General features: G+C 67.7%; 27 protein-coding genes and 1 tRNA gene. 14 read left to right on the top strand and 14 right to left on the bottom strand.

Translation table 11 applies throughout. The features are described from left to right. Positions 1 to 4: 4 nt before the first annotated feature. Both JSE7799_RS03280 and denD read right to left on the bottom strand, forming a co-directional pair. The gene (locus JSE7799_RS03280; RefSeq protein WP_055662326.1) at positions 5 to 973 is read right to left on the bottom strand and encodes a TRAP transporter substrate-binding protein; all 969 of its coding nucleotides are present in this window, start codon (positions 971 to 973) and stop codon (positions 5 to 7) included. 61 nt (positions 974 to 1,034) lie between these two features. After that, on the bottom strand, positions 1,035 to 2,027 hold the full coding sequence (gene denD / locus JSE7799_RS03275; protein WP_055662325.1) for a D-erythronate dehydrogenase: 993 nt from the start codon (positions 2,025 to 2,027) through the stop codon (positions 1,035 to 1,037). A 397-nt stretch (positions 2,028 to 2,424) separates the two neighbouring features. On the opposite strand from denD, the gene JSE7799_RS03270 reads away from it, so the two are divergent. After that, a complete protein-coding gene (locus tag JSE7799_RS03270; protein ID WP_055662324.1) occupies positions 2,425 to 3,171 on the top strand; it encodes a FadR/GntR family transcriptional regulator in 747 nt (248 codons plus the stop codon). A gap of 195 nt (positions 3,172 to 3,366) precedes the next feature. On the opposite strand, the gene JSE7799_RS03265 is transcribed toward JSE7799_RS03270, so the two are convergent. Beyond that, positions 3,367 to 3,443 (bottom strand) — tRNA-Lys (locus tag JSE7799_RS03265). A gap of 131 nt (positions 3,444 to 3,574) precedes the next feature. Here JSE7799_RS03265 and dapF point away from each other — a divergent pair. From dapF to JSE7799_RS03250, 3 genes are read left to right on the top strand one after another with little or no spacing between them, the layout of a single operon-like run. Next, positions 3,575 to 4,393, top strand: a complete 819-nt coding sequence (gene dapF, locus JSE7799_RS03260) for a diaminopimelate epimerase (RefSeq protein WP_055662345.1) — start codon at positions 3,575 to 3,577, stop codon at positions 4,391 to 4,393. After that, the gene (gene mtaB / locus JSE7799_RS03255; RefSeq protein WP_055662323.1) at positions 4,386 to 5,639 is read left to right on the top strand and encodes a tRNA (N(6)-L-threonylcarbamoyladenosine(37)-C(2))-methylthiotransferase MtaB; all 1,254 of its coding nucleotides are present in this window, start codon (positions 4,386 to 4,388) and stop codon (positions 5,637 to 5,639) included. The genes dapF and mtaB overlap by 8 nt, the downstream gene beginning before the upstream one ends. A gap of 40 nt (positions 5,640 to 5,679) precedes the next feature. Further along, positions 5,680 to 6,183, top strand: a complete 504-nt coding sequence (locus JSE7799_RS03250) for a fasciclin domain-containing protein (RefSeq protein ID WP_055662322.1) — start codon at positions 5,680 to 5,682, stop codon at positions 6,181 to 6,183. A gap of 25 nt (positions 6,184 to 6,208) precedes the next feature. Here the strand turns inward: JSE7799_RS03250 and JSE7799_RS03245 are convergent, their stop codons facing one another. Then, positions 6,209 to 7,552: a sodium:calcium antiporter gene (locus tag JSE7799_RS03245; RefSeq protein WP_306455390.1), complete on the bottom strand. Its 1,344-nt coding sequence runs from the start codon at positions 7,550 to 7,552 to the stop codon at positions 6,209 to 6,211. Between the two features lie 92 nt (positions 7,553 to 7,644). On the opposite strand from JSE7799_RS03245, the gene JSE7799_RS03240 reads away from it, so the two are divergent. The 6 genes from JSE7799_RS03240 (at position 7,645) to JSE7799_RS03215 (ending at position 12,222) form a co-directional block, all read left to right on the top strand. Continuing rightward, the gene (locus JSE7799_RS03240; protein ID WP_055662321.1) at positions 7,645 to 8,247 is read left to right on the top strand and encodes a glutathione S-transferase; all 603 of its coding nucleotides are present in this window, start codon (positions 7,645 to 7,647) and stop codon (positions 8,245 to 8,247) included. A gap of 38 nt (positions 8,248 to 8,285) precedes the next feature. Continuing rightward, entirely contained in the window at positions 8,286 to 8,717 is a 432-nt protein-coding gene (locus JSE7799_RS03235; RefSeq protein WP_055662320.1) for a GNAT family N-acetyltransferase, read from the top strand. 187 nt (positions 8,718 to 8,904) lie between these two features. Then, complete coding sequence (gene petA, locus JSE7799_RS03230) at positions 8,905 to 9,486, top strand: ubiquinol-cytochrome c reductase iron-sulfur subunit (protein ID WP_055662319.1); 582 nt, start codon at positions 8,905 to 8,907, stop codon at positions 9,484 to 9,486. A gap of 12 nt (positions 9,487 to 9,498) precedes the next feature. Continuing rightward, a complete protein-coding gene (locus JSE7799_RS03225; RefSeq protein WP_055662318.1) occupies positions 9,499 to 10,860 on the top strand; it encodes a cytochrome b in 1,362 nt (453 codons plus the stop codon). Between the two features lie 14 nt (positions 10,861 to 10,874). Next, complete coding sequence (locus tag JSE7799_RS03220) at positions 10,875 to 11,663, top strand: cytochrome c1 (RefSeq protein ID WP_055662317.1); 789 nt, start codon at positions 10,875 to 10,877, stop codon at positions 11,661 to 11,663. Between the two features lie 115 nt (positions 11,664 to 11,778). Further along, positions 11,779 to 12,222 carry a hypothetical protein gene (locus JSE7799_RS03215; RefSeq protein ID WP_055662316.1) on the top strand — a complete coding sequence of 148 codons (444 nt, stop codon included), beginning with the start codon at positions 11,779 to 11,781 and terminating at the stop codon, positions 12,220 to 12,222. Positions 12,223 to 12,276: 54 nt separating this feature from the next. Here JSE7799_RS03215 and infB read toward each other — a convergent pair whose 3' ends face one another. The 4 genes from infB to rimP all read right to left on the bottom strand — a co-directional run bounded on the left by infB (position 12,277) and on the right by rimP (position 17,761). Next, positions 12,277 to 14,751: a translation initiation factor IF-2 gene (gene infB, locus JSE7799_RS03210; RefSeq protein WP_055662315.1), complete on the bottom strand. Its 2,475-nt coding sequence runs from the start codon at positions 14,749 to 14,751 to the stop codon at positions 12,277 to 12,279. Next, positions 14,748 to 15,329 carry an RNA-binding protein gene (locus tag JSE7799_RS03205; RefSeq protein WP_370736638.1) on the bottom strand — a complete coding sequence of 194 codons (582 nt, stop codon included), beginning with the start codon at positions 15,327 to 15,329 and terminating at the stop codon, positions 14,748 to 14,750. The genes infB and JSE7799_RS03205 overlap by 4 nt, the downstream gene beginning before the upstream one ends. A gap of 69 nt (positions 15,330 to 15,398) precedes the next feature. Further along, a complete protein-coding gene (gene nusA, locus JSE7799_RS03200) occupies positions 15,399 to 17,174 on the bottom strand; it encodes a transcription termination factor NusA (RefSeq protein ID WP_055662313.1) in 1,776 nt (591 codons plus the stop codon). Positions 17,175 to 17,176: 2 nt separating this feature from the next. Continuing rightward, positions 17,177 to 17,761: a ribosome maturation factor RimP gene (rimP, locus tag JSE7799_RS03195; protein ID WP_055662312.1), complete on the bottom strand. Its 585-nt coding sequence runs from the start codon at positions 17,759 to 17,761 to the stop codon at positions 17,177 to 17,179. Between the two features lie 167 nt (positions 17,762 to 17,928). Here rimP and JSE7799_RS03190 point away from each other — a divergent pair, with 167 nt between their 5' ends. After that, positions 17,929 to 19,467: an FAD-dependent oxidoreductase gene (locus JSE7799_RS03190; protein WP_055662311.1), complete on the top strand. Its 1,539-nt coding sequence runs from the start codon at positions 17,929 to 17,931 to the stop codon at positions 19,465 to 19,467. 4 nt (positions 19,468 to 19,471) lie between these two features. Here the strand turns inward: JSE7799_RS03190 and JSE7799_RS03185 are convergent, their stop codons facing one another. Beyond that, the gene (locus tag JSE7799_RS03185) at positions 19,472 to 19,735 is read right to left on the bottom strand and encodes an I78 family peptidase inhibitor (protein ID WP_222101697.1); all 264 of its coding nucleotides are present in this window, start codon (positions 19,733 to 19,735) and stop codon (positions 19,472 to 19,474) included. A 61-nt stretch (positions 19,736 to 19,796) separates the two neighbouring features. Between JSE7799_RS03185 and JSE7799_RS03180 the strand changes: the two genes are divergently transcribed. From JSE7799_RS03180 to JSE7799_RS03170, 3 genes are read left to right on the top strand one after another with little or no spacing between them, the layout of a single operon-like run. After that, complete coding sequence (locus JSE7799_RS03180) at positions 19,797 to 20,909, top strand: S-(hydroxymethyl)glutathione dehydrogenase/class III alcohol dehydrogenase (protein WP_055662309.1); 1,113 nt, start codon at positions 19,797 to 19,799, stop codon at positions 20,907 to 20,909. Next, positions 20,906 to 21,268, top strand: a complete 363-nt coding sequence (locus tag JSE7799_RS03175) for a hypothetical protein (protein WP_055662308.1) — start codon at positions 20,906 to 20,908, stop codon at positions 21,266 to 21,268. The genes JSE7799_RS03180 and JSE7799_RS03175 overlap by 4 nt, the downstream gene beginning before the upstream one ends. Positions 21,269 to 21,302: 34 nt before the next feature. After that, the gene (locus JSE7799_RS03170) at positions 21,303 to 22,007 is read left to right on the top strand and encodes an NYN domain-containing protein (RefSeq protein ID WP_055662307.1); all 705 of its coding nucleotides are present in this window, start codon (positions 21,303 to 21,305) and stop codon (positions 22,005 to 22,007) included. A gap of 77 nt (positions 22,008 to 22,084) precedes the next feature. Here the strand turns inward: JSE7799_RS03170 and arsC are convergent, their stop codons facing one another. Genes arsC through JSE7799_RS03145 form a run of 5 tightly spaced genes read right to left on the bottom strand, consistent with a single transcriptional unit; the run spans position 22,085 to position 24,813 of the window. Beyond that, positions 22,085 to 22,480, bottom strand: coding sequence for an arsenate reductase (glutaredoxin) (gene arsC / locus JSE7799_RS03165; RefSeq protein WP_055662306.1), 396 nt, complete (start codon positions 22,478 to 22,480; stop codon positions 22,085 to 22,087). A 54-nt stretch (positions 22,481 to 22,534) separates the two neighbouring features. Further along, a complete protein-coding gene (locus tag JSE7799_RS03160; protein WP_055662305.1) occupies positions 22,535 to 22,990 on the bottom strand; it encodes a MarR family winged helix-turn-helix transcriptional regulator in 456 nt (151 codons plus the stop codon). Continuing rightward, positions 22,987 to 23,817 (bottom strand): carbon-nitrogen hydrolase family protein, encoded by an 831-nt coding sequence (locus tag JSE7799_RS03155; RefSeq protein WP_055662304.1) that lies wholly within the window; start codon positions 23,815 to 23,817, stop codon positions 22,987 to 22,989. Before JSE7799_RS03155 ends, JSE7799_RS03160 begins: the two co-directional genes overlap by 4 nt. Further along, positions 23,817 to 24,074, bottom strand: a complete 258-nt coding sequence (gene grxC / locus JSE7799_RS03150) for a glutaredoxin 3 (RefSeq protein WP_055662303.1) — start codon at positions 24,072 to 24,074, stop codon at positions 23,817 to 23,819. Before grxC ends, JSE7799_RS03155 begins: the two co-directional genes overlap by 1 nt. 40 nt (positions 24,075 to 24,114) lie before the next feature. After that, entirely contained in the window at positions 24,115 to 24,813 is a 699-nt protein-coding gene (locus tag JSE7799_RS03145; RefSeq protein WP_055662302.1) for a ComF family protein, read from the bottom strand. Positions 24,814 to 24,857 lie beyond the last annotated feature (44 nt).

Raw genomic sequence — 24,857 nt, 5'->3', positions numbered from 1 at the left:
GCGATCACTCGAATGCCTTGATCCGGTCGACCATGTCGGTGCCGTATTCGTCGGTATAGATCGCGTAGGACGCTTCGGCCTTTTCGGCGAAGGGCGCCTTGTCGATATCGGTGATGACCTCCATCCCGTTCTCGCGCAGCAGGGCCACGCCCTCCGCCTCCAGCCGGTTGACCTCCGCGCGCGTGGCGGCGGCGCTGGCATCGGCGGCCTCCTGGAACCAGCCCTTTTCCTCCTCGCTCAACCCGTCGAACAGGATCGGCGAGGCCAGCACCACCGCCGGGGAATAGACATGTCCGGTCAGCGAGACGTGATCCTGCACCTCCCAGAATTTCGACGCGGAGATGACGGTGATCGGATTTTCCTGCCCGTCCACGACGCCCTGCTGCAGGGCGGTGAAGAGTTCGGGAAAGGCCATCGGCGTGGGCGCCGCGCCGAGATCGCTGAACGCCTCCATGTGAACGCGGTTCTCCATCGTCCGCAGCTTGAGGCCCTCGAGATCCTCGGGCGTCGTCACGGCACGCTGCGAATTGGTCACGTGGCGGAACCCGTTCTCCGTCCAGGCCAGTCCGACCAGTTCGTTCTCCCCGATCCTATCGAGCAGTTCCTGACCGATCTCGCCGTCGAGCACGCCGCGCGCGTGGTCGTAATCGCGAAACAGGAACGGCAGGTCGAGGACGTAGACCTCGGGCACGAAGTTGCCCAGAGGACCGGTCGAGGTGACGACCACGTCGAGCGAGCCGATCTGAAGCCCCTCGATCATGTCACGCTCGCCGCCGAGCTGGCCTGCGGGCGCCTGCTCGCCGGTCCATTCGCCGCCCGACAGCTCCTCCAGCGTGTCGATGAAGGCCTGCGCGCCGATGCCGTAATGCGATTGCGGCGACAGCGAATGGCCGACCACGATCGATTGCTGCGCCGTCGCCGTCCCCGCCGCGAGGGTGGCCGCCGCGGCAAGCCCGGTCATGAGATGTTTCATTGTGTTCTCCTCCCTTGGTTTCTTCGAAGCGTGGAGCGCGACAATGTCGCGGGTCCGCCGGTCATGCGGCCGGGGCTCCCGGTTCCCGGCCGCCCATCTCGTCCTCCAGATAGACGTCGATGATCTGGCGGAACGACGTCTCCGCGCGAAATCCGGCCTCGCGGGCGCGGGCCGTGTCGAAGTCGCGCGGCCAGCCGGCGACGATGCGAGCCACGTCGGGGTCGGGTTCGCGGCGGATACGTGCGATCGCGTCCTCCCCCGCGACCTCGCGTAGCGCCTCGATCTGGTCTGCGACGGTGGCCGACAGGCCCGGCATGGTCAAGCTGCGGCGTTGGCCCAAAACGGAGGTGTCCATCACAGCCGCATGCAAGATGAAATCCACGGCGGCGCGCGGGCTGGCGAACCAGTGGCGCACGTCGTCGCCCACCGGCAGCACCGCGTCCTGTCCGTTCAACGGCTCGCGCAGGATCCCCGAGAAGAAGGACGAGGCCGCCTTGTTCGGCTTGCCCGGACGGATGCAGATGGTCGGAAAGCGCAGGCCCACCCCATCGAGCATCCCGCGCCGGGAATAGTCGTCGAGCAGAAGCTCCCCCATCGCCTTTTGCGCGCCGTAGGAGGTGAGCGGCGTCAGGTGGAAGTCATCCGCGATACGCTCCGGAAAGGGGGCCCCGAAGACGGCCAGCGACGACGCGAAGACAACCCGCGGCATGTAATCTTCCGCCAACCGGATCGCGTCGAACAGCGCACGCGTCCCGTCGAGATTGACGCGGTAGCCCTTTTCCAGATCCGCCTCGGCCTCGCCCGATACCACCGCCGCCAGATGGACGATGACATCGGGGCGTTCCGCGATCAGGCGTTCCGCCGTCCCCGGCTGCGACAGATCGGCGGTGACGCAGGTGCGGGACCCGCCGAACCCGACCGCCACGTCCGGTTCAATCACATCCGCGAGGGTCATCGCGGTGACGGGCACGCCACCCGGCAGACCGCTTTCCGCGACCCGATCGAGAAGCTTGCGGCCGATCATCCCGGCGGCCCCGGTGACGAGAAGATGCATGTCAGCCTTTCGCGATGTGAAAGCGTGGCGCGGCCAAGCCGCCGAAGCGAAGATGCAGGGCGGCCGTCAGCGGATCGGCTGGACCGGACACGGGCTGGGATGGCGGCAACCCGCGCGCTTGCCGGGGCCGGCCGTGTCCGCCGATATCTCGATGTCGATTGTCTATCTCGTCCTCCCAAACGATCCAGCTTTTCCGGGCCGTACAACCGGAGCCGACGCCGCTGCGCCCGATCCATGGCCCCCGGCCGTTGCGGCCTCCCCTCCGCAACTGGTCCGCACGTTAGGCCAATGCGCGGCCCTGTCAACGCCCGGAAGCGGCGTGCACATAGCGGGCAAGCCTCCTGCCCCGCCTGTTGCGAAGTAGCGGGCTCTGCTAATCATGGCGCAGGAGGTGCGGATGGACGCAACGCAACGACAGCCCATGCAAAGCGCCAGCGCGTTGCTCGGCGACGTGCCGCGTCATTCGGTGCGCGAGGTCATCGCCGGCAAGATCGCCGCGCTGATCTCGTCGGGCATCCTGTCGGTCGGCGATGCCCTGCCCGGCGAGCGGGAGCTGGCGGTGTCCCTGTCTGTCAGCCGCGAGACGATCCGCGGCGCGATCGCCATCCTGGCCGAGCACGGCATCCTGCGCGTGGCGCAGGGCATGCGGACCGTCGTGGCGACCACCGACCTGTCGCGCATGGAAGCGCCCGTGCCGATGCCCCGCCTGGAGGGGCCCTACAGTCTCGCATCCGTCCACGAGACGCGGCTTCTCGTGGAGCGCCGGATCGCGGCCGAAGCGGCCCGCCGCGCCACGCCCGGCCTGATTTCCGCGATGCGGCGTTCGCTCGGCGCGCAGGAGGCCTGCGGCGACGATGCCGTCGGATTCCTGCTGGCGGATCGGGAGTTTCACGGACTGCTCTACCGGGCGTCGGAAAACGATGTGTTGGCGGATATCGCGCTGTCGCTGCACAACCACCTGCTCGATCACCGCCGCCGCATCGTCGCCCAGCCCGGCGCCATCGCGATCAGCATCGCCGACCATCAAGCCATCCTGTCGGGGATCGAGGCGCGCGATGTCGAGGCCGCCATCATCGCCGTCGCGACGCACACGACCCGCATCTACGACACCACCCGCAGCTTCCTTGAGGAGCGAACAGGCTGACCGCCCCTTTGCCCGGCGGCGGGCCTGATCCCTCCCCCCCCAAGAAGCATCAGTGCCTCGTGCAAGCCTACCGAGTCCCCGGACTGACTGGTCTTCCATGCAGACCAGCGCGGCGACGCGGCAGCTTGATCGCCGGTCCGAGCGACATGCTCTGCAGAAGCATGATGCCGCAATCCGACGATGATGTGGTGAAAGTGGTGAGCCGGCTCGGATTCGAACCGAGGACCTACTGATTAAAAGTCAGTTGCTCTAACCAACTGAGCTACCGGCCCACGCCGGGCGGCACCTATCGCTCGTCCGCCGGTGGGTCAAGACCATGATGCGCCTTAGCGTGACAGAGAGCGGCATTTTCACCCGCCGGATATCTATGGAAGCGGCGGCGCCTTCCCTATATGGCCGCGGCATGACCCAGCCCGTCCCCACCACCGGCCTGCCCTTCATGAAGATGCACGGGCTCGGCAACGATTTCGTCGTCGTGGATGAACGCCGCACCGGCCCGGCGGTCGACGCGGACCGCGCGCGCGCGCTGGGCGACCGCCACCGCGGCGTGGGATTCGATCAGCTTGCCGTGATCCGCGACGATGCGGAGGCCGATCTGGAGCTTCTGTTCTGGAACGCCGATGGCAGCATGGCGGGCGCCTGCGGCAACGCGACCCGCTGCGTCGCCGCGTGGGAAATGGCTCGGCGCGGGGCGGATTCGCTGACCCTGCGGACCGAACGCGGTCTGTTGCGCGCGGAGGCGCGGGCGGGCGGCCTCGTGGCGGTCAACATGGGCGCGCCGCTCCTCGACTGGCGCGACGTGCCGCTGGCGCGGGAGGTCGACACCCTGCACCTGCCCATCGAGGGCGACCCGGTGGCGACGGGAATGGGCAACCCCCATTGCACCTTCTTCGTGGAGGATGCGGAGACGGTGGACCTGCCCGCCTTCGGGCGCGCGCATGAGCATGATCCCCTTTTTCCCGAACGCACCAACGTGCAGGTCGCCCACCTTGTCGGCCCCGATCACCTGCGGATGCGGGTGTGGGAGCGGGGCGTGGGCGTGACGCTGGCCTCCGGCTCCTCGTCCTGCGCGGTCGCCGTGGCCGCGACGCGGCGGGGGCTGGCGGGGCAGGCGGTGCGCATCGACCTCGATGGCGGGCGGATCGACGTGGACTGGCGCGACGACGGCGTCTGGATGACGGGCGCCGTCGCGCATGTCTTCGACGGGGTCTGGCATGGCTAAGGCGCCGATCCTGTCGAATCACGGATGCCGCCTGAACGCCTACGAGGCCGAGGCGATGCGCGGCCTCGCGGGCGAGGCGGGGCTGGACGACGTGGTCATCGTGAATACCTGCGCCGTCACCGCCGAGGCGGTGCGCAAGGGACGGCAGGACATCCGGCGCCTGCGCCGCGACCATCCCGACGCGCGGATCGTGGTGACGGGCTGTGCCGCGCAGACGGATCCCGACGCCTTCGCCGCCATGGCCGAGGTCGATCATGTCGTGGGCAACGCCGAGAAGATGCGCGCCGCCACATGGCAGGGCCTCGCAACCGGCGCGACGGAGCCGGTGCAGGTCGACGACATCATGTCCGTGACCGAGACGGCCGGCCATCTCATCGACGGGTTTGGCACACGGTCGCGCGCCTATGTGCAGGTCCAGAACGGCTGCGATCACCGCTGCACGTTCTGCATCATTCCCTACGGGCGCGGCAATTCCCGATCCGTTCCCGCGGGCGTGGTCGTGGAGCAGATCGCCCGGCTGGTCGATCGCGGATTCGCGGAGATCGTACTGACCGGCGTGGATCTGACGTCGTGGGGCGCGGATCTGCCGGGGGCGCCGCGTCTGGGCGATCTGGTGGCGCGGGTGCTGAAGCTGACGGCGGTGGCGCGGTTGCGAATCAGCTCCATCGATTCGATCGAGGCGGATGACGCGCTGATGCGCTGCATCGCGGAGGAGGCGCGTCTGATGCCGCATCTCCACCTCTCGCTCCAGCACGGCTCCGATCTGATCCTCAAGCGGATGAAGCGGCGCCATCTGCGCGCCGACGCGATCGCCTTCTGCCACGAGGCACGTCGCCTGCGGCCCGACATGACCTTCGGCGCCGATATCATCGCGGGTTTTCCGACCGAGACCGAGGATCACTTCGCCGATTCGCTGCGGCTGGTGGAGGAGTGCGACCTCACCTGGCTGCACGTCTTTCCCTATTCCGCACGCACCGGCACGCCCGCCGCAAGGATGCCCGCCATCGATGGCGGCACGATCCGCGCACGCGCCGCCCGGTTGCGCGCCGCCGGGGACGCGGCCGTGGCGCGCCACTTGGCCGCACAGATTGGCCGCGATCATGCCGTGCTGATGGAAAACCCGCGCATGGGCCGCACCGCGCAGTTCGCCGAGGTGACGTTCGACGCCGATCAGCCCGAAGGCCGCGTGGTGCCCGCGCGGATAACCGGACAAGACGGAACGCAACTGCGCGGGGTCGCCGCCTGAGCCGCGCCCCGAATTCGCCGCCGCGCAGAGGGAGTGACGCATGACGCACCAAACGGACCGTCGCCATCTCCTGAAGCTCGCTGTCGGTGCCGCAAGCGTTGCCGCGCTTGCCGCCTGCACCTCCGCCTTCGGGGAGGAGGACCTTGTCGAGACCGCCGCCGCCACGGGCAACTTCACCGTCTTCACGGCCGCGCTCGAGGCCGCGGATCTCGCCCCGACGCTCGAGGGGGCGGGGCCGTTCACCCTGTTTGCGCCGACCGACGCGGCCTTCGCGGCGCTGCCCGAGGGGATGCTGGCAAACCTGCTGCGCCCCGAAAATCGCGACCGGCTCGTGGCGATCCTGACCGGTCACGTGGCGCCGGATTATTTCCCGGCCCCGACGCTCGCCGGCACGCGCGGCCGGGTGCCGACCATGGGCTGGGCGCCCCTGACGATCGACGGCACCGGGGGCGGCATCAATGTCCAGGGCGCGCGCGTCGTCATCCCCGACCTGAAGGCGTCCAACGGCGTCATCCACGGCATCGACAGCGTCCTCCTGCCGTAACGAAGCCAAGGCGCACGGGGGGCTGTCAGCGGAAAGCCTGCACCCCGACCGCCCCGAGATAGACCGCGATCAGGAGCACCGTCTCCACCCCGATCCCGCCGGGGCCCTGCTTCTGGCGCCGGATCAGGCCCGCGATGAGGATCGCGGTCATCAGAAGCCCCGTCGCCAGCCAGTACAGATCCTGCTCGTTCATGGCGTTGAAGATCGGCCCCTCGCGGTAGAACCCGTCGGAGATCACAAGGAACATCGTGTCGAACGTGTTGCCGCCGATGATCCCGCCGACCGCGAGCTGAAGCGCGCCGCGCCGCACGGCCGTGACCGTCGTCACCAGTTCCGGCATCGACGTCACCAGCGCCGTCGCCAGCGCCCCGACGAGCGAGGACGACATGCCGAACCGCTCCGTCGCGACCGACGCGGTCGAGGAGATCACCCAGCCCGACAGGGCAAGCAGAGCCGCCAGCCCCGCGAAGGCGAGGGCGGGGCCGCGCCAGTCCCGGCCTGGTTCCTCTTCGTCCTCCGGCTCGTCGGTGCGGGTCTCGGGCGTGCTGATGGGCTCCCACATCGGCGCTTCGCGGACCTGGTGAGAGACGCGGACGCCGTAGAGGTAGCCCGCGGCCATCACGACACTGACCGGATGTACGCCCCAGATCGACCAGGCCGGCATGGCAAAGGCCATCACCGGCAGCGTCAGGAGCGCCATCAGGAGCGCCGCCTGGAACAGGTTGGCCGGTTCGGCGGCGGCATGTTCCAGATTGGCCTTGCGAAGCGTCAGGTCCGCGACGGCCAGAAAGACCGTCTGCGCCGCGATTCCGCCCACGCCGTTCGATACGGCGAGCGAGGCATCCCCGCCCCAGGCCGCCGTCGCCGAGACCGTCAGCCCCGAAAGCGACGTCGCCGCCCCGAGAAAGACCCCTCCCGCGATCGCTTCGCCGAGGCCGGTGCGGTCGGCGATGATGTCCGCCAGCCGGGTCATCCGGAAGGAGGCGACGAAGACGACGATCGAGGCGGCGGCGAACAGGCCCAGCAGGATGGGGTTGGAAAGCTGCGCGAACATGGCGGTCCTCTTGGCGGTGCGGTTTTCCGGCTGGTGCGGAAGCTCGTGTATCCAAAGCCCGGCCGCCGCCAATGTTCCACGAACCGGCCGCGCGGCCTTGCGCGGGGAGGCGGTTTCGGCTCCCCGCGCGGGGCCGGACGCGTCCGGCGCGGTGCGCGATCCGGGCCGCCTTCTCCGGTCGTGGCGCGACGGGAGGGTTCCGGCCATGATGTCGGGGCCGAGGGCGACGCCTTGCAGGGCATCCGGCCCGACAGGCGCCGCGTCGGGCCGTCCGGTGCGGATGGCGGGGCGGGGCGGAAGCCCGTCGCGGCGCATCCGGCGGGGACCGCGTCGGTCGAAGGCTCTGGCATCGGGGCGAAGACCCTGCTTCTCTCGTGCCCGACGCAAAAACCGCCGGAGTGACCGCCATGCAACTTCTCAGCTCTCCCGCCTCGCCGTTCGCGCGCAAGTGCCGCGTCGTGCTTCTGGAGACCGCGCAGCACGACATCGACATCCGCGACGTGAGCGCGAGCCCGCTGGGCGGCGATGCCGACCTCAATGCCGCCAATCCGTCGGGGAAGATCCCCACATTGCTGCGCGAGGAGGGACCCGCGCTTTATGACAGCCGGGTGATCTGCCGGTTTCTCGACAACCGCGCGGGCGCGAGCCTCTACCCAGTGGGCCGCATGTGGGAGGTGCTCAGTCTCGAGGCCAATGCCGATGCGATCATGGAAGCCGCCGTCGGCATGACCTACGAGAAGCGGTTCCGCGGCGAGCGGGATCTGGTCTGGCCGGAATGGCTCGATGCGCAATGGGCCAAGATCGCCCGTTCGCTCGATGCGCTGGAGGCGCGGTCGATGCCGCTGCTGGAGGGGCCGCTCAACGTGGCGCAGATCGCGGTGGGGTGTGCGCTTGGCTATCTTGACCTGCGCCACGGGGACCGGGCCTGGCGCGACGGGCGCGATACCCTCGCCGCGTGGGAGGGTCGGTTCGCCGCCCGTCCGGCCATGGATGCGACGAAACCCGAGTGATTACCCATGGGTAATTCTCGCAAGCCACTGACATGATTATGAAAACTTATCCACAGAATGTAATCGAGCGGGTCGAGGACCTGACCGCGCCGCTGGCGATCCGGACCGAGGTCTTCGTGGAGGAGCAGGGGGTGAGCCTTGCCGAGGAGATCGACGGGCAAGACGGGGCGTGCGTCCACTGGCTTGCGCGGGACGATCGGGGGCCGGTCGCCACGCTGCGGGTCGCGCCGATGGGAACGACCGCCAAGATCCAGCGGGTCGCGGTGTTGCGGCGGGCGCGGGGCACCGGGCGCGGCGCGGCGCTGATGCGGCACGTGATGGCCGCGCTTGCCGCCGAAGGGTTCGTGCGCGCGAAACTCGGCGCGCAGGTCGACGCGATCGGCTTCTACGAGCGTCTGGGCTTCGTCGCGCAGGGGCCCGTCTACGACGATGCCGGCATCCCGCACCGCGACATGACGCGCGATCTCTGAGGGCGCGGCCGGGGCGGGGCGCGAGAAACTGCGATATTTCGCCACCCTGTGCGCGTTTGTCCGCTGGAACTTCCCTTCCCGATTGCGCTATGTGGCGAAGACGCGGGCTGCGGGATTCCCCCTGGCCCCCTCAGGGTAGTCCGAGATGGCGGCGCCGCCGCCGTGACCACGACCGGGAGAAGGCTTCTTGTCAAACGCCGAACATCATCATTCGGGCACGCGCCGCGATTTCCTTTATTACGCGACCGGTGGGGCCGCCATCGTCGTCACCGGCGCCGCCGTCTGGCCGCTGGTGAACCAGATGAATCCGTCCGCCGACGTGCAGGCGCTGGCCTCGATTCCGGTCGACGTCTCGGGCGTCGAGCCGGGGACGCAGCTGACTGTGAAATTCCTGGGCAAGCCGGTCTTCATCCGCCGCCGCACGGTCGAGGAGATCGAGGCGGCGCGTCTGGTCGACGTCGACGACCTGCCCGACCCCTACGCGTTCAACGCGAACATCGACGGGACCGCCCCCGCCCTTGACGTGAATCGCTCTCTCCCCGCCTTCGGTGAGGAGGAAACCACGGGCGAATGGCTCGTCATGGTCGGCGTTTGCACCCATCTGGGGTGTGTGCCGCTGGGCGATGCGGGCGATTTCGATGGCTGGTTCTGCCCGTGCCACGGGTCGCATTACGATACCGCCGGACGCATTCGCCGCGGTCCCGCGCCGCGCAACCTGCCGATCCCGGTGGCGTCGTTCATCGACGAAAACACGATTCAGTTGGGTTGAGGAGAGGCTGATATGGCTGGCATTCCACACGACCATTATGAGCCGAAGACCAGCGGAGAGAAATGGATCGAACGCCGTCTCCCGGTGATCTCGCTCCTCTACGACACGTTGATGATCCCGACGCCCAAGAACCTCAACTGGATGTGGATCTGGGGTATCGTTCTGACCTTCACGCTGGTGTTGCAGATCGTGACGGGCATCGTGCTGGTGATGCACTACACGCCGCATGTCGATCTGGCCTTCTCCAGCGTCGAGCACATCATGCGCAACGTGAACGGCGGATGGGCCCTGCGCTACATCCACGCCAACGGCGCGTCGCTGTTCTTCATCGCGGTCTATGCACACATCTTCCGCAACCTGTATTACGGTTCCTACAAGGCCCCGCGCGAGATCACGTGGATCCTCGGCATCATCATCTATCTGCTGATGATGGGCACTGCTTTCATGGGCTACGTTCTGCCCTGGGGTCAGATGTCCTTCTGGGGCGCGACCGTGATCACCGGCCTGTTCGGCGCAATTCCCTTCGTGGGCGAGTCGCTCCAATCCTGGCTTCTGGGCGGACCGGCGGTCGATAACGCGACGCTGAACCGTTTCTTCTCGCTTCACTACCTGATGCCGTTCCTCATCCTCGGCCTCACGATCGCGAAGATCTGGTCCTTCCACTCGACGGGTAACAACAACCCGACCGGGGTGGAGGTGCGCCGCACTTCGAAGGCCGAAGCCGAGGCGGACACGCTGCCGTTCTGGCCGTATTTCGTGATCAAGGACTTCTTCGCGATGGCCGTGATCCTGCTCGGCTTTTTCGCGGTGGTCGGCTTCATGCCGAACTATCTGGGCCACCCGGACAACTACATCGAGGCCAACGCCCTCGCGACGCCTGCGCACATCGTGCCGGAATGGTACTTCCTGCCGTTCTACGCGATCCTGCGCGCCTTCACGGCCGACGTCTGGATCGTGATTGCGGCGAACTGGCTGACCGGCGGCATCGTCGATGCGAAGTTCTTCGGCGTGCTGGCGATGTTCGGGGCGATCCTGGTCATGGCCTTCGCGCCGTGGCTCGACACGTCATCCGTCCGCTCGGGGCGTTACCGCCCGATGTTCAAGTGGTGGTTCTGGCTGCTCGTCGTCGATTTCTTCCTGCTGATGTGGCTGGGGGCGATGCCGGCGGAGGAGCCTTGGGCGTCGATCTCGCTGATCGCATCGGCCTACTGGTTCGGCTACTTCCTCGTGATCCTGCCGCTTCTGGGCGTGATCGAGAAGCCGCTGGCACGCCCGGCGACGATCGAGGAGGACTTCGTGGCCCATTACGGCGAGACGGGCAGCTTTGCCGGTCAGCGTCTGCCCGGTGAAAAAGCCGCGAGCCCGGCGGAGTGAAGGAGATGCGAGGCATGAAGATGATCAAGACCGCGCTGGCGGCACTCGCATTGTCCGGCACGGCCGCGTTCGCGGCCGAACTGGGCCACGTGACGGATTACGACTTCTCCTTCGAGGGGCCGTTCGGGACCTATGACCAGAACCAGCTCCAGCGCGGGCTGAAGGTCTACACGGAGATCTGCTCCGCCTGTCACGGCCTGAAGTTCGTCCCGATCCGGACGCTGGGTGATGGTGGCGGCCCGGGCTTCTCCCCCGAGCAGGTGCGCGCATACGCATCGCAGATCGAGGTCTTCGATCCCGAACTGGGCGAGCAGGGCGACTTCCGCGATGCCGCGCCGACGGACAACTTCCCGGCGAACAACGCCGTGGGCGCGCCGGACCTGTCGCTGATGGCGAAGGCACGGGCCGGCTTCCACGGCCCGGCCAATCTCGGGATCAACCAGATCGTGAAGGGCATGGGAGGCGCGGAATATATCGCCTCCCTCCTGACCGGCTATACCGGCGAGGAGATGGAGCAGGCGGGCACTGTTCTTTACGAGAACGAGGCCTTCCCAGGCCGCTGGATCAGCATGGCGCCGGTTCTGGGCGACGATTACGTCGAGTTCGACGATGGCGCACCGAGCGATATGGAGAGCGCCGCGAAAGACGTCGCCGCGTTCCTCATGTGGACGGCGGAGCCGAAACTCGCCGCGCGCAAGCAGATGGGCCTGACGGCTGTCATCATGCTCGCCGTGCTGTCTGTGCTGCTCTACCTGACGAACAAGCGGATCTGGGCGCCGGTCAAGGGCCGCAAGGGCGAGTGATCCGCCAGCCGCGTGAATGATCGGGCCGCTCCTTCGGGGGCGGCCTTTTTCGTTGTGGCGACGCGCCGGTCGGGACATATCGGCCGCGCCAGCTCCCAAAGGAGGATCCGCGAAGATGGCCGAGTTCAAACGTACCTACACGACAGGCCGCATGATGGTCGGTGTGGCCGGCTTTGTCGGCTGGATCGTGACGGGGATCGGGCTGCTGACGGTTGCATCGGGCGCGGTTTCCGTCCTCGCCATCGGCAGTGTGACGGGACTGGAGGCGGTGACGGCACTTAGCGGGCTGGCGACCGGAGCGGCTGTCGCGCTTATCGGCTCGTCCGCGATTGCCGGGGCACAGGTCATGCGCGCCGTGTTCGACATCGCTGATATCAGCCGAGCGTCCCTTGCCGCGGGGCAGGGGAGCGTGGGGAGGCCGTCAGCCGCGCCGCTTGGGGCCGGCTTGGCCGGATCGCGGGAAGAGGGCGCAGTCCGCAGCGCTCCCTTTGTCGCGGCGGACAAGCCGGAGCGCGAGGCGCGGCGCGATCCGGTCATCAAGGTCAGAGCGATACGCTGAAACGAGAACGGGGGCCGCGAGGCCCCCGTTTGTTCATTCGCAGCAAGTTGCGGATCAGGCGAGGCTGCGCTCCACCTCTTCACGCTCGAAGATCTCGATCACGTCGCCCTTGCGGACGTCGTCGTAGTTCTCGAACGCCATGCCACATTCCTGGCCCGACTGGACCTCCTTCACTTCGTCCTTGAAGCGCTTGAGCGTCTTCAGCGTGCCCTCGTGGATCACGACGTTGTCGCGAAGCAGGCGAACGCCCGCCGACCGCCGGGCAATGCCTTCGGTCACGAGACAGCCCGCAACGGTGCCCACGCCGGTGACGCGGAAGGTGTCGCGGATTTCGGCGTAACCGATGAAGGTTTCCTTGATCTCCGCCGAGAGCAGACCACTGGCCGCCTTCTTCACGTCGTCCACCAGATCGTAGATTACCGAGTAGTACCGGATTTCGACGCCCTTCTGGTTGGCCGCGGCGCGCGCGGGCGCGTTGGCGCGGACGTTGAAGCCGATGACCGGCGCGCCGGACGCTTCGGCCAGGGTGATGTCGCTCTCGGTGATGGCGCCGACACCGGAATGGAGCACGCGGACGCGCACCTCCTCGTTGCCGACCTTCTCCATCGCCTGCACGATCGCCTCGGCCGAACCCTGCACGTCGGCCTTGACGAGGATCGGCAGCTCGCTGACGCCCTGATCCTCCTTGGCCTTCGCCATCATCTGGTCGAGGGTGGTCGCGGCACCGGCCGCCGCACGCTTGTCCTTGGCGGCGTTGGCGCGGTACTCGGCGATTTCACGGGCCTGCGCCTCGGTCTCGACGACGTTGAGCACGTCGCCCGCCTCGGGCGTGCCGTTGATGCCCAGCACCTCGACGGGGAAGGACGGTCCCGCTTCCTTCACGCGATTGCCGTGATCGTCGACCAGCGCGCGGACCTTACCCCATTGCTCGCCGACGACGAAGATATCGCCCTGACGCAACGTACCGGTCTGCACCAGAACGGTCGCAACCGGTCCGCGGCCCACGTCGAGCTGCGCCTCGATCACCGCGCCCTGGGCGGCCCGCTTCGGGTTCGCCTTCAGCTCCAGGATCTCGGATTGCAGCGCGATCGCCTCGAGCAGCTCGTTGAGGCCCTTACCTGTATGGGCCGAGACCTCGACGTCCTGCACGTCGCCGGACATCTCCTCCACCACGACCTCGTGCTGGAGCAGGGACGTCCGCACGCGATTCGGATCCGCCGCCGGCAAGTCGACCTTGTTGATCGCCACGATCATCGGGACCCCCGCCGCCTTGGCGTGGTTGATGGCCTCGATGGTCTGCGGCATCACCGCGTCGTCCGCCGCCACGACCAGAACCACGATATCCGTCACCTGCGCGCCACGGGCCCGCATCGAGGTGAAGGCTGCGTGGCCCGGCGTGTCGAGGAACGTCAGCATCGTGTCGTTCACTTCGACCTGGTAGGCGCCGATGTGCTGCGTGATGCCGCCGGCCTCGCCGGAGACGACCTTGGTCTTGCGGATCGCGTCCAGAAGCGACGTCTTGCCGTGGTCGACATGGCCCATGATCGTGATGACCGGGGCACGCGGCTCGAGATCCGCGGCAGTGTCCTCCTCGGTCCGGATCACCTGCTCCACGTCGGCCTCGGAGACGCGCTGCACCTTGTGGCCAAACTCCTCGATGATGAGCTCGGCAGTGTCGGCGTCGATCACCTGGTTCTGCGTGACCATCATGCCGTTCTGCATCAGCGCCTTGACGACGGCGGCGACGCGTTCGGTCATGCGGTTGGCCAGCTCGGAGACGACGATCGTCTCGGGAAGCTGCACCGTGCGCGCCACCTTCTCCTGCGGCTGGCTCGGGCCACCGCGGCGCTGACGCTCCTGCTTGCGGCGCATGGAGGCGAGCGAGCGCTGACGTCCGCCCTCGCCACCGCGAAGCGCCTGGTTCACGGTCAGCTTGCCCGACCGGCGATCGGCGTCGCCGCCCTTGGGCTTGCCACCCTCGTCGTCGCGGCGACGCGGGGCGTCGCTGCGGCCGGGGCGGGCGTCGGGGCCCATGTCGCGCTTGCGGGGTTCCGCCGCGGCGGTCGGCTCGGTCGCGACGGGCTCGGCGGGCGCGGGCCGCTCGCGGGCCTCCTGGGCCTCGCGCTGGCGACGCTCGTCCTCTTCGGCGCGCTGGCGAGCGAGCTGGGCACGCTCCTGCTCCTCGCGCTCCTTGGCCTCGATCTCGGCGCGACGGCGATCGCGCTCCTCCTGACGCTCGCGCTCCTCGCGCTCGCGGCGTTCGGTGTCCTCGGCCTCGCGGGCGCGGGCGGCCTGAAGCGCCTTGAGACGGCGTTCCATCTCGGCGTCGGTGGTGCCGCCCTTGGACTTGCCGCCCTGCGCGTTGACCGCAGCCGCCGATTGCGCCTGGGGCTTGGGTACCGAGACGCGCTTGCGCTTCGTCTCAACGACCACGTTATTGGTGCGCCCGCGGGCGAAGCTTTGCTTGACCGTGCCGCTACGCGCGCCGCCGGAAAGGCCGAGGGGTTTCTTGCCGTCCTGATCGCTCATGCGTTTTTCGTATCCTTCTGGACGGCCGATGCGCCGTCCTCGCTGTGTCTGATGCCCTGAAGCCTTGTGGCTTCCTCTACAATACGCCGGGCCAAGGTTCCAGCGGCCACGGCCGCATGCACCACACGCTCCCGCCCGAAGGCGAGGCCCAGCTCGTCCATGGTCAGGAAGCCGATCCAGCGGCCTCCTTGCGGGGTCGAGAGCTTGCCCTTGCCCCGCTCCGATCCGTCGCGGGCCTGGAGGAGAACCCGTGCCTCCTCCCGGTCGAGCATCGCCCTGACCTTCTCATAGCCCGAAACCGCCTGTCCGGCCTTGCGGGCCATGGCGAGCGCGTCCTGCACCCGTCGCAGCAATCCGGCTTCGACCAGATCGACCAGCCCGTCGGGCACCTGCACCTGCCGCTTGGCTCCACGCGAAAATATGCGCTTTGCCACCGCCTTTTCCAAGGGGGCACGTGCGGCCGTGACATAAATTCCCCGTCCGGGAAGCTTTCCGGCGAGGTCGGGATAGATTTGATCGTCAGGACCGACCACGAAACGGATCAGCCCCTCCTTGGGGCCGGTTTCGCCGGTGACGATGCAGCGACGTTCAGGCTCGTCGCGCGATTTTTCTCTGCCGCCGCGGGTCAGGGGAACATACCGGGGCGATCACGCCCCGGCCTCCTCTGGCTGGAGCGCGGCTTCGTCTTCGTCCTCGGCCGGACCGACGACGTCTTCGGGCTCGACCCATCCCAGCATCACGCGGGCGGTCATGATCATGTCCTGTGCCTCCTCCAGCGTGATGCCGAAAGGCTCCAGCAGGCCGTCATCCTTGGTGCGCTCGCCATTCTCGACGGTCCAGCCGCCGGCCAGTTCCCAATCCGCACACGTGGCGAATTCCTCAAGCGTGGTCACGCCATCCTTCGTCAGCGCCTCAAGCATCTGCGGCGACAATCCTTCGAAATTCGCCAGATCGTCCTGCAGGCCGTTGGCACGCGCCGTCTCCAGCGCCTTGGCGTTCTGCGCCTCGAGGTAGTCGCGGGCACGGGCCTGAAGCTCGGTGGCCGTATCCTCGTCCACGCCGTCGATCACCAGAAGCTCGTCGCTCTCGACATAGGCGACTTCCTCGAGATTGGTGAACCCTTCGGAGACGAGGAGCTGCGCGAAGAACTCGTCGAGGTCGAGCGTGTCCATGAAGAGCTTCGTGCGCTCCTCGAACTCGGCCTGGCGGCGCTTCGATTCCTCTTCCTCGGTGAGGATGTCGATGTCGAGACCGGTGAGCTGGCTCGCCAGCCGCACGTTCTGGCCCCGGCGGCCGATGGCGAGCGACAGCTGCTCCTCCGGCACGACGACCTCGATCCGCTCGGCCTCCTCGTCGAGGACGACCTTCGTCACCTCCGCGGGCTGCAGCGCGTTGACGAGGAAGGTCGGCGCATCGTCGTTCCACGGGATGATGTCGATCTTCTCGCCCTGAAGCTCGTTGACCACCGCCTGCACGCGGGAGCCCCGCATGCCGACGCAGGCGCCGACGGGGTCGATCGAGCTGTCGTAGGAAATCACGGCGATCTTGGCGCGGCTTCCCGGATCGCGGGCGCAGGCCTTGATCTCGATGACGCCGTCGTAGATTTCCGGCACTTCCATGCGGAACAACTCGACCATGAACTCGGGCGCCGTGCGGCTGAGGAAGACCTGCGGGCCGCGCTGCTCGCGGCGCACGTCCTTGATGTAGACGCGGACGCGGTCGCCGGGGCGATAGGTCTCGCGCCCGATCTTGTCGTTGCGGCGCAGCGAGCCTTCGCCCGGATTGAGGTCGACGATGACGTTGCCGTATTCTTCACGCTTGACGGCCACGTTGACGATTTGGCCCACGCGGTCCTTGTATTCCTCGAACTGCTTGTCGCGCTCCGCCTCACGGACCTTCTGCAGGATCACCTGCTTGGCCGATTGGGCGGCGATGCGGCCCATATCCACCGGCGGAACCTGGTCGGACAGAAGATCGCCGAGCTGCGGGGGCGTGTCCTGATCCACGCCATCCATGCGCTTGCGGTCGGCCTCGGTCGGGCGGCGCAGGTTGAACACGCGCACCTGGTGCGTTCCGGTCTGCTGGCCTTCCTCGCCGTAGACGGGGACCTTGGTCTGGGTGACGAACATGTCGTTCTTGGAACCGGCGACCGTCTGCTGCGCCGCCTTGGGCGAGATCTCGGCCTTCTCGTTCTCGATCAGGTCGTCTTCGGTGACGGCGCGCACACGGGTGAACGTGGGCTGACCGGTCCTGCGGTCGATGGACACGCGGATGTCCATCTCGCTGCCGTAGCGGGACTTCGCCGCCCGCGCGAGGCTCTCCTCCATGGCCTCGATCACGAGGCCCGGGTCGATCATCTTCTCGCGCGCGACCGCGTCGGCGATCTGGAGCAACTCCAGCTGGTTCGCGGATGTGATGGCCATGGTCAGTCTTCCTCACCGTCCAGATGTGTCTGCACTTCGTCGAACCGGGTCTCGTCGATCTGGCCCGCGTCTTTTCTGTTCTTCAGGACCTCGCGGATCAGATCGTCCGTGAGGATCAGCTTGGCATCCGACAGCCAGTCGAACTTGAGCCCGATCACCGGAGTCTCGGCGCCCCGCTCGATCTCAATCAGGATCTCGTCATCCTCGACACCCTGCAGGACACCCTTGAAGCGTCGCTGCCCGTCAATCAACTCGGTTGTCTCGACGCGTGCCTCGTGACCGGCCCAGGCCTCGAAATCCTTCAGCCGCGTCAGAGGGCGGTCGATCCCGGGCGAGGAAACCTCGAGCGCGTATTCGTCCACGATCGGATCCTCGACATCGAGAACCGCCGAAAGGTCGGTCGAAATCCGGGCGCAATCGTCGACTTCGATGCCGCCCTCGGGCTTGTCCGCCATGACCTGAAGCGTGGCGGTCTTGCCCGCCATCAGCCGCAGGCGCACCAGCTCGAAGCCCATGTCTTCGACGACCGGAGCGGCGATCTCGGCGAGGCGCTTGTCGAGCGCGGTCTTGGCGATGAGGTCGGACATGATTCCCCAGAAGTCAGTCGAGGCACAAAAAAACGGGCGCGCGGCCCGTCGATCTTTCCCGGTGGAGCCCGTCGGGCGCCGCTGTCGAGAGGCGATATAGGCAAGGCGTCCGGAACATGCAAGCGCTGCGGATCGTTTGACCGTCGCACACCCCGCAGGAGCTCCCCATGCCGCAATACGACGTCGCCGCGCTGTCCGACATTCCCGAGGCCACGCCGCATGCCGCGCAGGCCGGGGAGCGTACGATTCTGCTGATCCGCAGGGGAGGGGACGTGACCGCGCTGACCCACGAATGTCCGCATCTGGGCCTGCCGCTCTCGAAGGGCGCGCTGGACGGAGACCGGGTGATCTGTGCCTTCCACCATGCCTGTTTCGATACCGCGACCGGGCGTCAGATGCAGCCGCCCGGCCATGGCGACCTGCAGCGTTTCGACGTGGAGATCCGCGATGGTCGCGTGCTGGTGGATCTGCCCGACGACGCGCCGGCCCATGTCGTGCCGGACCACACGCGCCAGAAGATCGACACGCGCCGCGTCGTGCTGATCGGTGCGGGCGCGGCGGCCGAGGCCTGCGCGCTGCGGCTGCGCGAGGCGGGGTTCGAGGGGGCGGTCGAGATGATCTCTCCCGAGGAACGTGCGCCCTACGACCGCACGATGCTGTCGAAGGGGGTGCTGGCCCGCGGCACGGATCCCGCGAGCCTGACCACGACGGATGCCGACGGGCTGGCCGCGCGCGACATCACGCCGATCAAAGGCACAGTCGCCGCCGTCGAGCCCGGCCGCGTCACGCTCGCCGACGGCACCATCCGGCCCTACGACGCGCTGCTCGTGGCGCCGGGCGGTGCGCCGAACCGGCCGGACCTGCCGGGGGGCGACCTTCCGGGCGTCCATCTCCTGCGCTCCGCCGCCTCCGCGGCCGGGCTTTCCGCGGCGGCGGACGCGGCAAAGCGGGCGGTTCTGATCGGGGGCGGCTTCATTGGAATGGAGGCGGCCCTGTCGCTGACGAAGCGCGGCCTCGACGTCACGCTGATCGTGCAGGAGGACCTGCCGCTGTCGAAAGTGGTCGGAGAGCGGGTCGCCCGCGCCATCCTTGCCGAACATAAAGCGGCGGGTGTCGATATCCGCACCGGCGCTTCGGTCGAGGCGTTCACGGGCGAGGGCCACGTCGCGGCCGTGCGCCTGAAGGACGGCACGGAAATCGAGACCGACCTCGTCCTGCTCGCTATCGGGGTCACTCCCGTCACCGGCGACATCGCCGGGCTGGCTGCGGGAGAAGATGGCGGCGTTGCCGTTGGTCCCGATCTTGGCGTGCCGGGTCTCGATTCTGTCTTCGTCGCCGGCGATTGCGCCCGTGCGCCCACGCCGTTCGGTCCCGCCCGGATCGAGCATTGGCGGGTCGCGCGCCAGCACGGCATTCGCGCCGCCGATGCGATGATGGATCATCTCGGGATCGCCCGCCCGGAGCCTGCCGAGGTCGAGCCCGACATCCCGTTCTTCTGGACCGCGCTCGCCCGGCAATACCGTTACCTCGGACATGCGGAGGGATGGGATGACGTCCTGTTCGACGGCGACCCGGCGGAGGGTCCGTTCCTTGCCCGCTACGTGAAGGACGGCCGTGTCATGGCCGCCGTGACCGCCGGCAAGGATCACGACCTCGCCCGCCTGCATCACCAGATGATCGCGGCGGGCGGCCCGGTCCCGGCGTGACGTGTCAGCCGCAGTAGAGTTCCACGATCCGGCCATCCTCGTCCACGCGGATATTGAGCCGCGTCGGATCGTAATCCATCGTCACCATCGTATCCGGCCCGATCACGCGGTCGTTGAGTTCGGCGGGCAGGGTGACCGCCGCGATATTCGCGCCGACGAGGCCGCGGTAGCCGTCGGCGCCGCATTCGTCGCCGGATTTCCCGGTGGCCTCGTTGCAGGCCCCCAGCATGAGCAGGATCACCATCATTCGCCGCATCGGCACCTCCATCCATTGCATTCGAGGAGGACATGCCGGACGTTGCAAGGCAATAGCACGAAGGAGAATTCCCATGCGCACCAAGGCCGCCGTCGCGATCGAGGCAGGCAAGCCCCTCGAGGTTATGGACGTGGAACTTGACGGCCCGAAGGCCGGTGAGGTTCTGGTCGAGATCAAGGCCACGGGCATCTGCCACACCGATGAATTCACCCGCTCCGGCGCCGATCCCGAAGGGCTGTTCCCCGCCATCCTGGGCCATGAGGGTGCGGGCGTGGTGGTCGAGGTCGGGCCGGGCGTCACGTCGCTTCGCCCGGGCGACCACGTCATCCCGCTCTACACGCCCGAATGCCGGGAATGCGAATACTGCCTCAACCCCAAGACCAACCTTTGCCAGGCGATCCGCTCGACGCAAGGTCAGGGGGTGATGCCCGACGGCACGTCGCGGTTCCGCATGACGGACGGCACGCCGATCCTGCATTACATGGGCTGCTCCACCTTCGCCAACCACACCGTCCTGCCGGAGATCGCGCTGGCCAAGGTCCGCTCCGACGCACCGTTCGACAAGATCTGCTATATCGGCTGCGGCGTCACGACCGGGATCGGCGCGGTGATCAACACCGCCAAGGTGGAGATCGGATCGACGGCCATCGTGTTCGGCCTCGGCGGCATCGGGCTCAACGTGATCCAGGGGCTGCGGCTTGCGGGGGCGGACCGGATCGTCGGCGTGGACCTGAACAATGACAAGAAGGCGATGGCGGAGCGGTTCGGGATGACCGACTTCGTGAACCCGAAGGAGATCGACGGCGATATCGTGCCGTATCTCGTCGCATTGACCGGCGGCGGCGCGGATTACACGTTCGACGCGACGGGCAACGTCACGGTCATGCGGCAGGCCCTCGAATCCGCGCACAAGGGCTGGGGCGAGAGCATCATCATCGGCGTGGCGCCGGCCGGGGCCGAGATCGCCACGCGGCCCTTCCAGCTCGTCACCGGGCGGGTCTGGCGCGGCACGGCCTTCGGCGGCGCGCGCGGACGGACGGACGTGCCGCAGATCGTGGACTGGTACATGGACGGCAAGATCGAGATCGACGCGATGATCACGCACACCATGCCGCTCGACGACATCAACAAGGGCTTCGACCTCATGCACAGGGGCGAGAGCATTCGGTCCGTCGTCGTCTATTGATCCGCATCGCCCTCCTGTCTGCCGCTCTCGCATCGCCCGTGGCGGCGGACGACCTGTTCACCGTCGGCACGGCGGAGGTGGTTCTGTCCTTCGCGCCGACGGATGTGGCGGCCGTCGCCGGGGGCCCCGGCGACGGAGCCGTTTCGGTTCAGTTGACCGAGGATGCGGCACTGCGGTTCGGGGCCTTCACGCGCGATCACCTGGGCGAGCGGATCCGGGTGACGCGCTGTGGCCGCACGATCATGCGGCCCGTGATCCACGATGCGATCTTCGGGGGCACCTTGCTCCTGACCGTGGCGGAGGGCATGTCGGCGCAAACGCTCCGCGACGAGATCGCCGGCGCGGCGCCCTGTCCCTGAAGGCGCCCGCCGCTCAACCGAAAGGCCCGCTACCGTGCCCCAACGCGACCGCCCCCTCCTCGCCGTTCTGATCGACGCCGACAACATTCCCGCCCGGTTCGCCGAAGGCATCCTCAAGGAGATCACCGGGCTGGGCGAGCCGGCCCTGCGCCGCGTCTACGGTGACTGGTCCTCCGGGCAGTTGCGCGGCTGGACGGACAAGGTGCTGGAGCTTGGTCTCGTCGCGCATCAGGAAACCGCCAATACCAAGGGCAAGAACGCCTCCGATATCGGTCTGGTGATCGACGCGATGGATATCCTGCATTCCGGGCGCTTCGACGGCTTCGTGCTGGTCTCCTCGGACAGCGACTTCACCCGCCTGGCCAGCCGCATCCGGGAGGAGGGGCTCGACGTCATCGGCATCGGCGAGGGCAAGGCGCCGGAATCGCTGCGCAACGTTTGCAACCGCTTCATCCTGATCGAGAACATCGTCGACGAGCCGGCCACCAGCAACGTCCCGCCCCCGAAAAAGCGCATGCCGCAGGATGCGCTGCCCCTGATCCTGCGGGCGATGGAGCGGATGGATCAGGACGACGATTGGTACGCGCTCGGGGCGCTGGGCAGCCAGATCGTCGCGCAGATGCCCGATTTCGACACCCGGACCTATGGCAAGCGGAAGCTCTCGGACCTCGTGGCCGATATCAAGCGGCTGGAGACCAAGAAGCAGGGCACGCAACTCATGGTCCGCCGCGTGGACTGAACCCGCTGAGGCGGAGACGGAAAAACCCGGCGCCTCATGGGGCGTCGGGTGTTCCATGCACAGACGAGGCAGGTTGCTCAGCGATGCACGGTCTCGCCGCTCTCCTTGGTGAAAGCGGCGACATCCGTGTCCAGAAGCGTCAGCACCTCTTCGGGCGGGCGGCAAAGTTTCGTCCCCTTCGGCGTGGCGACGATCGGCCGTTCGATCAGAACCGGATGTTCCGCCATCGCGTCGATGATCCGCTCATCCGGCATGTCCGGATCGTCCAGCCCGAGCGTGACATAAAGCGTCTCCTTCCGGCGCAGCAGGTCGCGCGGGCCGATCCGCATCGCCGCGATCAGCGATTCCAGTTCGGGCCGTGACGGCGGCGTCTCAAGGTAGAGGATCACCTCCGGCTCGATGCCGGTCTGACGGATCATCGAGAGCGCGTCGCGTGACTGGCTGCAATCGGGGTTGTGGTAGATCGTGACCATGCTGGCCTCCTGGGAATTGGCATTCAGGGGTCAACGCATGGCGGTGCGCAGGTTTCACTCCGTTTCGCCGAACCGCTGCCGAATCTCGCGCAGGACGGGAATGGCGCTGCGTGTCCGCTCGGTCCCGATCTCCTCCACCGCGTCGGTCAGGATCGGACGGATCGCGTTCAATGCGGCCTCGCGCGCCGCAAGACCGGCGCCGCTGATCGTCACGCGCTTGCGCCGGGCATCGTCCCAATCCGGGCGGACATGGACGTGGCCCGCCCATGCCAGTTTGGTCAACGTGTTCGTCATTGCCCCGCGCGACAGGTGGAAGATGCGGGCCAGTTCCGCCGGCGAACGCTCCTCGCGGTGCTGGGCGAGGTAATTGAGGACGATGAAATGGCTCAGCTCCATTCCCTTGGGCAGCGCCCGGCCAAGCCGTGCGCGCACAAGCTGATCCGCGGTGAGCATCTCGCTGAAGAGGGCGACGGCCAGCTTCGCGGCTTCCCCGTCACGCGCATCCGTCATGGGCCGTCCCAGTGCCGGTCGGCGCCAAGCGACGGCACCCGGGCGCGGGCGCGGGCGGCCTCCTCGGGATCGATCTCGGCGATATACACGCCCGGCTCGGTCCCGGCATCCAGCACGACTTCGCCCCAGGGCGCCACGATCATCGAATGTCCGTGGGTGCGCCGGGCGCGGCCGGAGGTTGCGGCATGCGTCCCCGTCTGGGCGGGCGCAAGGACGAAGCAGCCCGTCTCGATCGCCCGCGCCCGCAGCAGGATTTCCCAATGAGCCGCACCCGTTTCGGGCGAGAACGCCGCGGGGACCGACAGGAACACCGCTCCCCCCTGCGCGAGCCGCCGGTAAAGCGCCGGAAACCGCACGTCGTAGCAGATCGTCATGCCGAGCTTGCCCCACGGCGTCTCCGCCAGCGTCGCCCGCGTGCCGGGCCGGTAGCCTGCGGATTCGCGGTAGGTTTCGGTTTCGCTGACAGTCACGTCGAACATGTGGATCTTGTCGTAGCGCGCGGCGATCCGCCCCTCGGGGTCGATCAGGAAGGAGCGGTTGGCGAATCGCCCCTCGGGATCGGCCGTACGCAGCGCGAGGCTTCCGATCAGGATCCACGCCCCGTGCTGCGCCGCGGCCGCGCGCAATGCCGCCAGCGTCTGATCCCGCGCCTCGGGCAGCAGGACCTTGCGCTGATGGCTGCGGCTGGCCGAGACGCAGTTGCTGACTTCCGGCGTGGCGATGAACTTCGCCCCCCGCGCTGCCGCCTCGGCCACGAGATCGAGCATGACAGGCAGGCTGGCCGCCGGATCGTCGGTCACGTTCGACTGGATCAGGCCGACGCGCATCACTCCTGCAAGAGCGCGTCGAGCTTGCCCGTCCTTTCGAGCGCGAAGAGATCGTCGCAGCCGCCGACATGCGTGTCGCCCACGAAAATCTGCGGCGTCGTCCGGCCGCCATTCGCCCGCTGCGTCATCTCCGCCCGCTTGCCCGGCGTGGCGGCGACGTCGTGCTCGGTAATCTGCGCGCCCTTGGACGACAGAAGCCGGATTGCCGCCGTGCAAAAGCCGCAGAGCGGTTGGGTGTAGATCTCGACAGGTTTCATGGGGGCCTCATGCGAAAGTGTCGCACCACGATATATGCCGTCACTCTCCCTTCGCAACGCGAGCGAGCAGCAGCACCGTGATCCGCGCCGCCCCATGCGCGCGCAACACCTCGGCGCAGGCGGTGAGCGTGGCGCCCGAGGTCATCACATCGTCCACCAGCGCCACATGCGCGCCCGCGACCGTCGCCCCCGGCGTGAGCGAGATCGCATCCACCATGTTTTCGAAGCGGCTGACGGCCTCGTCCTGACGCTTCGTCTGCCGGTGGCGGGTGAGGAGTTGCGGCGCCGCCTGTCCGCCCGTCCGCCGCGCGAGCGCATTGGCCAGCAGGGCCGATTGGTTGTAGCGCCGCTTGAGCAACCGCCAGCGGTGGATCGGCACCGGCACGAAGATCGTCTCCGGCCCGATCAGATCGCGGGCGCGGCGATGCATCCAGGCCGCCGCGCCATGAGCCAGTTCCGTACGGTCACCGTGCTTGAGCGCAAGGACGAGCCGCCGAGCGCCGCCGGCATAGGCCAAGGCCGCACGCCCCTCGTCCCAGGGGCGGCCGCGCGACAGACATTCGTCGCAGTGGCTGGGCCCGTCCTCCGCGCCGGGCAGGGCCACGCCGCACAGATCGCAGCATGCGCCCGTCAGGAACGGTGTGTCGGACCAGCAGGCAGGGCAGAGCGCCCCGTCCTCCTGCACGCGGGTGTCGCACATCATGCAGGTCACCGGATAAAGCGCGTCGCGTAACGCCATGACCGTCCGCCGCAGCGGGCTTTTCAAGCCGCTCTCCAAGCCTT

Origin of the sequence: Jannaschia seosinensis, from assembly GCF_001408515.1 — a bacterium.
Taxonomy (GTDB): domain Bacteria; phylum Pseudomonadota; class Alphaproteobacteria; order Rhodobacterales; family Rhodobacteraceae; genus Jannaschia; species Jannaschia seosinensis.
The sequence above is the reverse complement of the archived record's forward strand: the minus strand, read 5'-3'. Positions and strand labels throughout refer to the sequence as shown.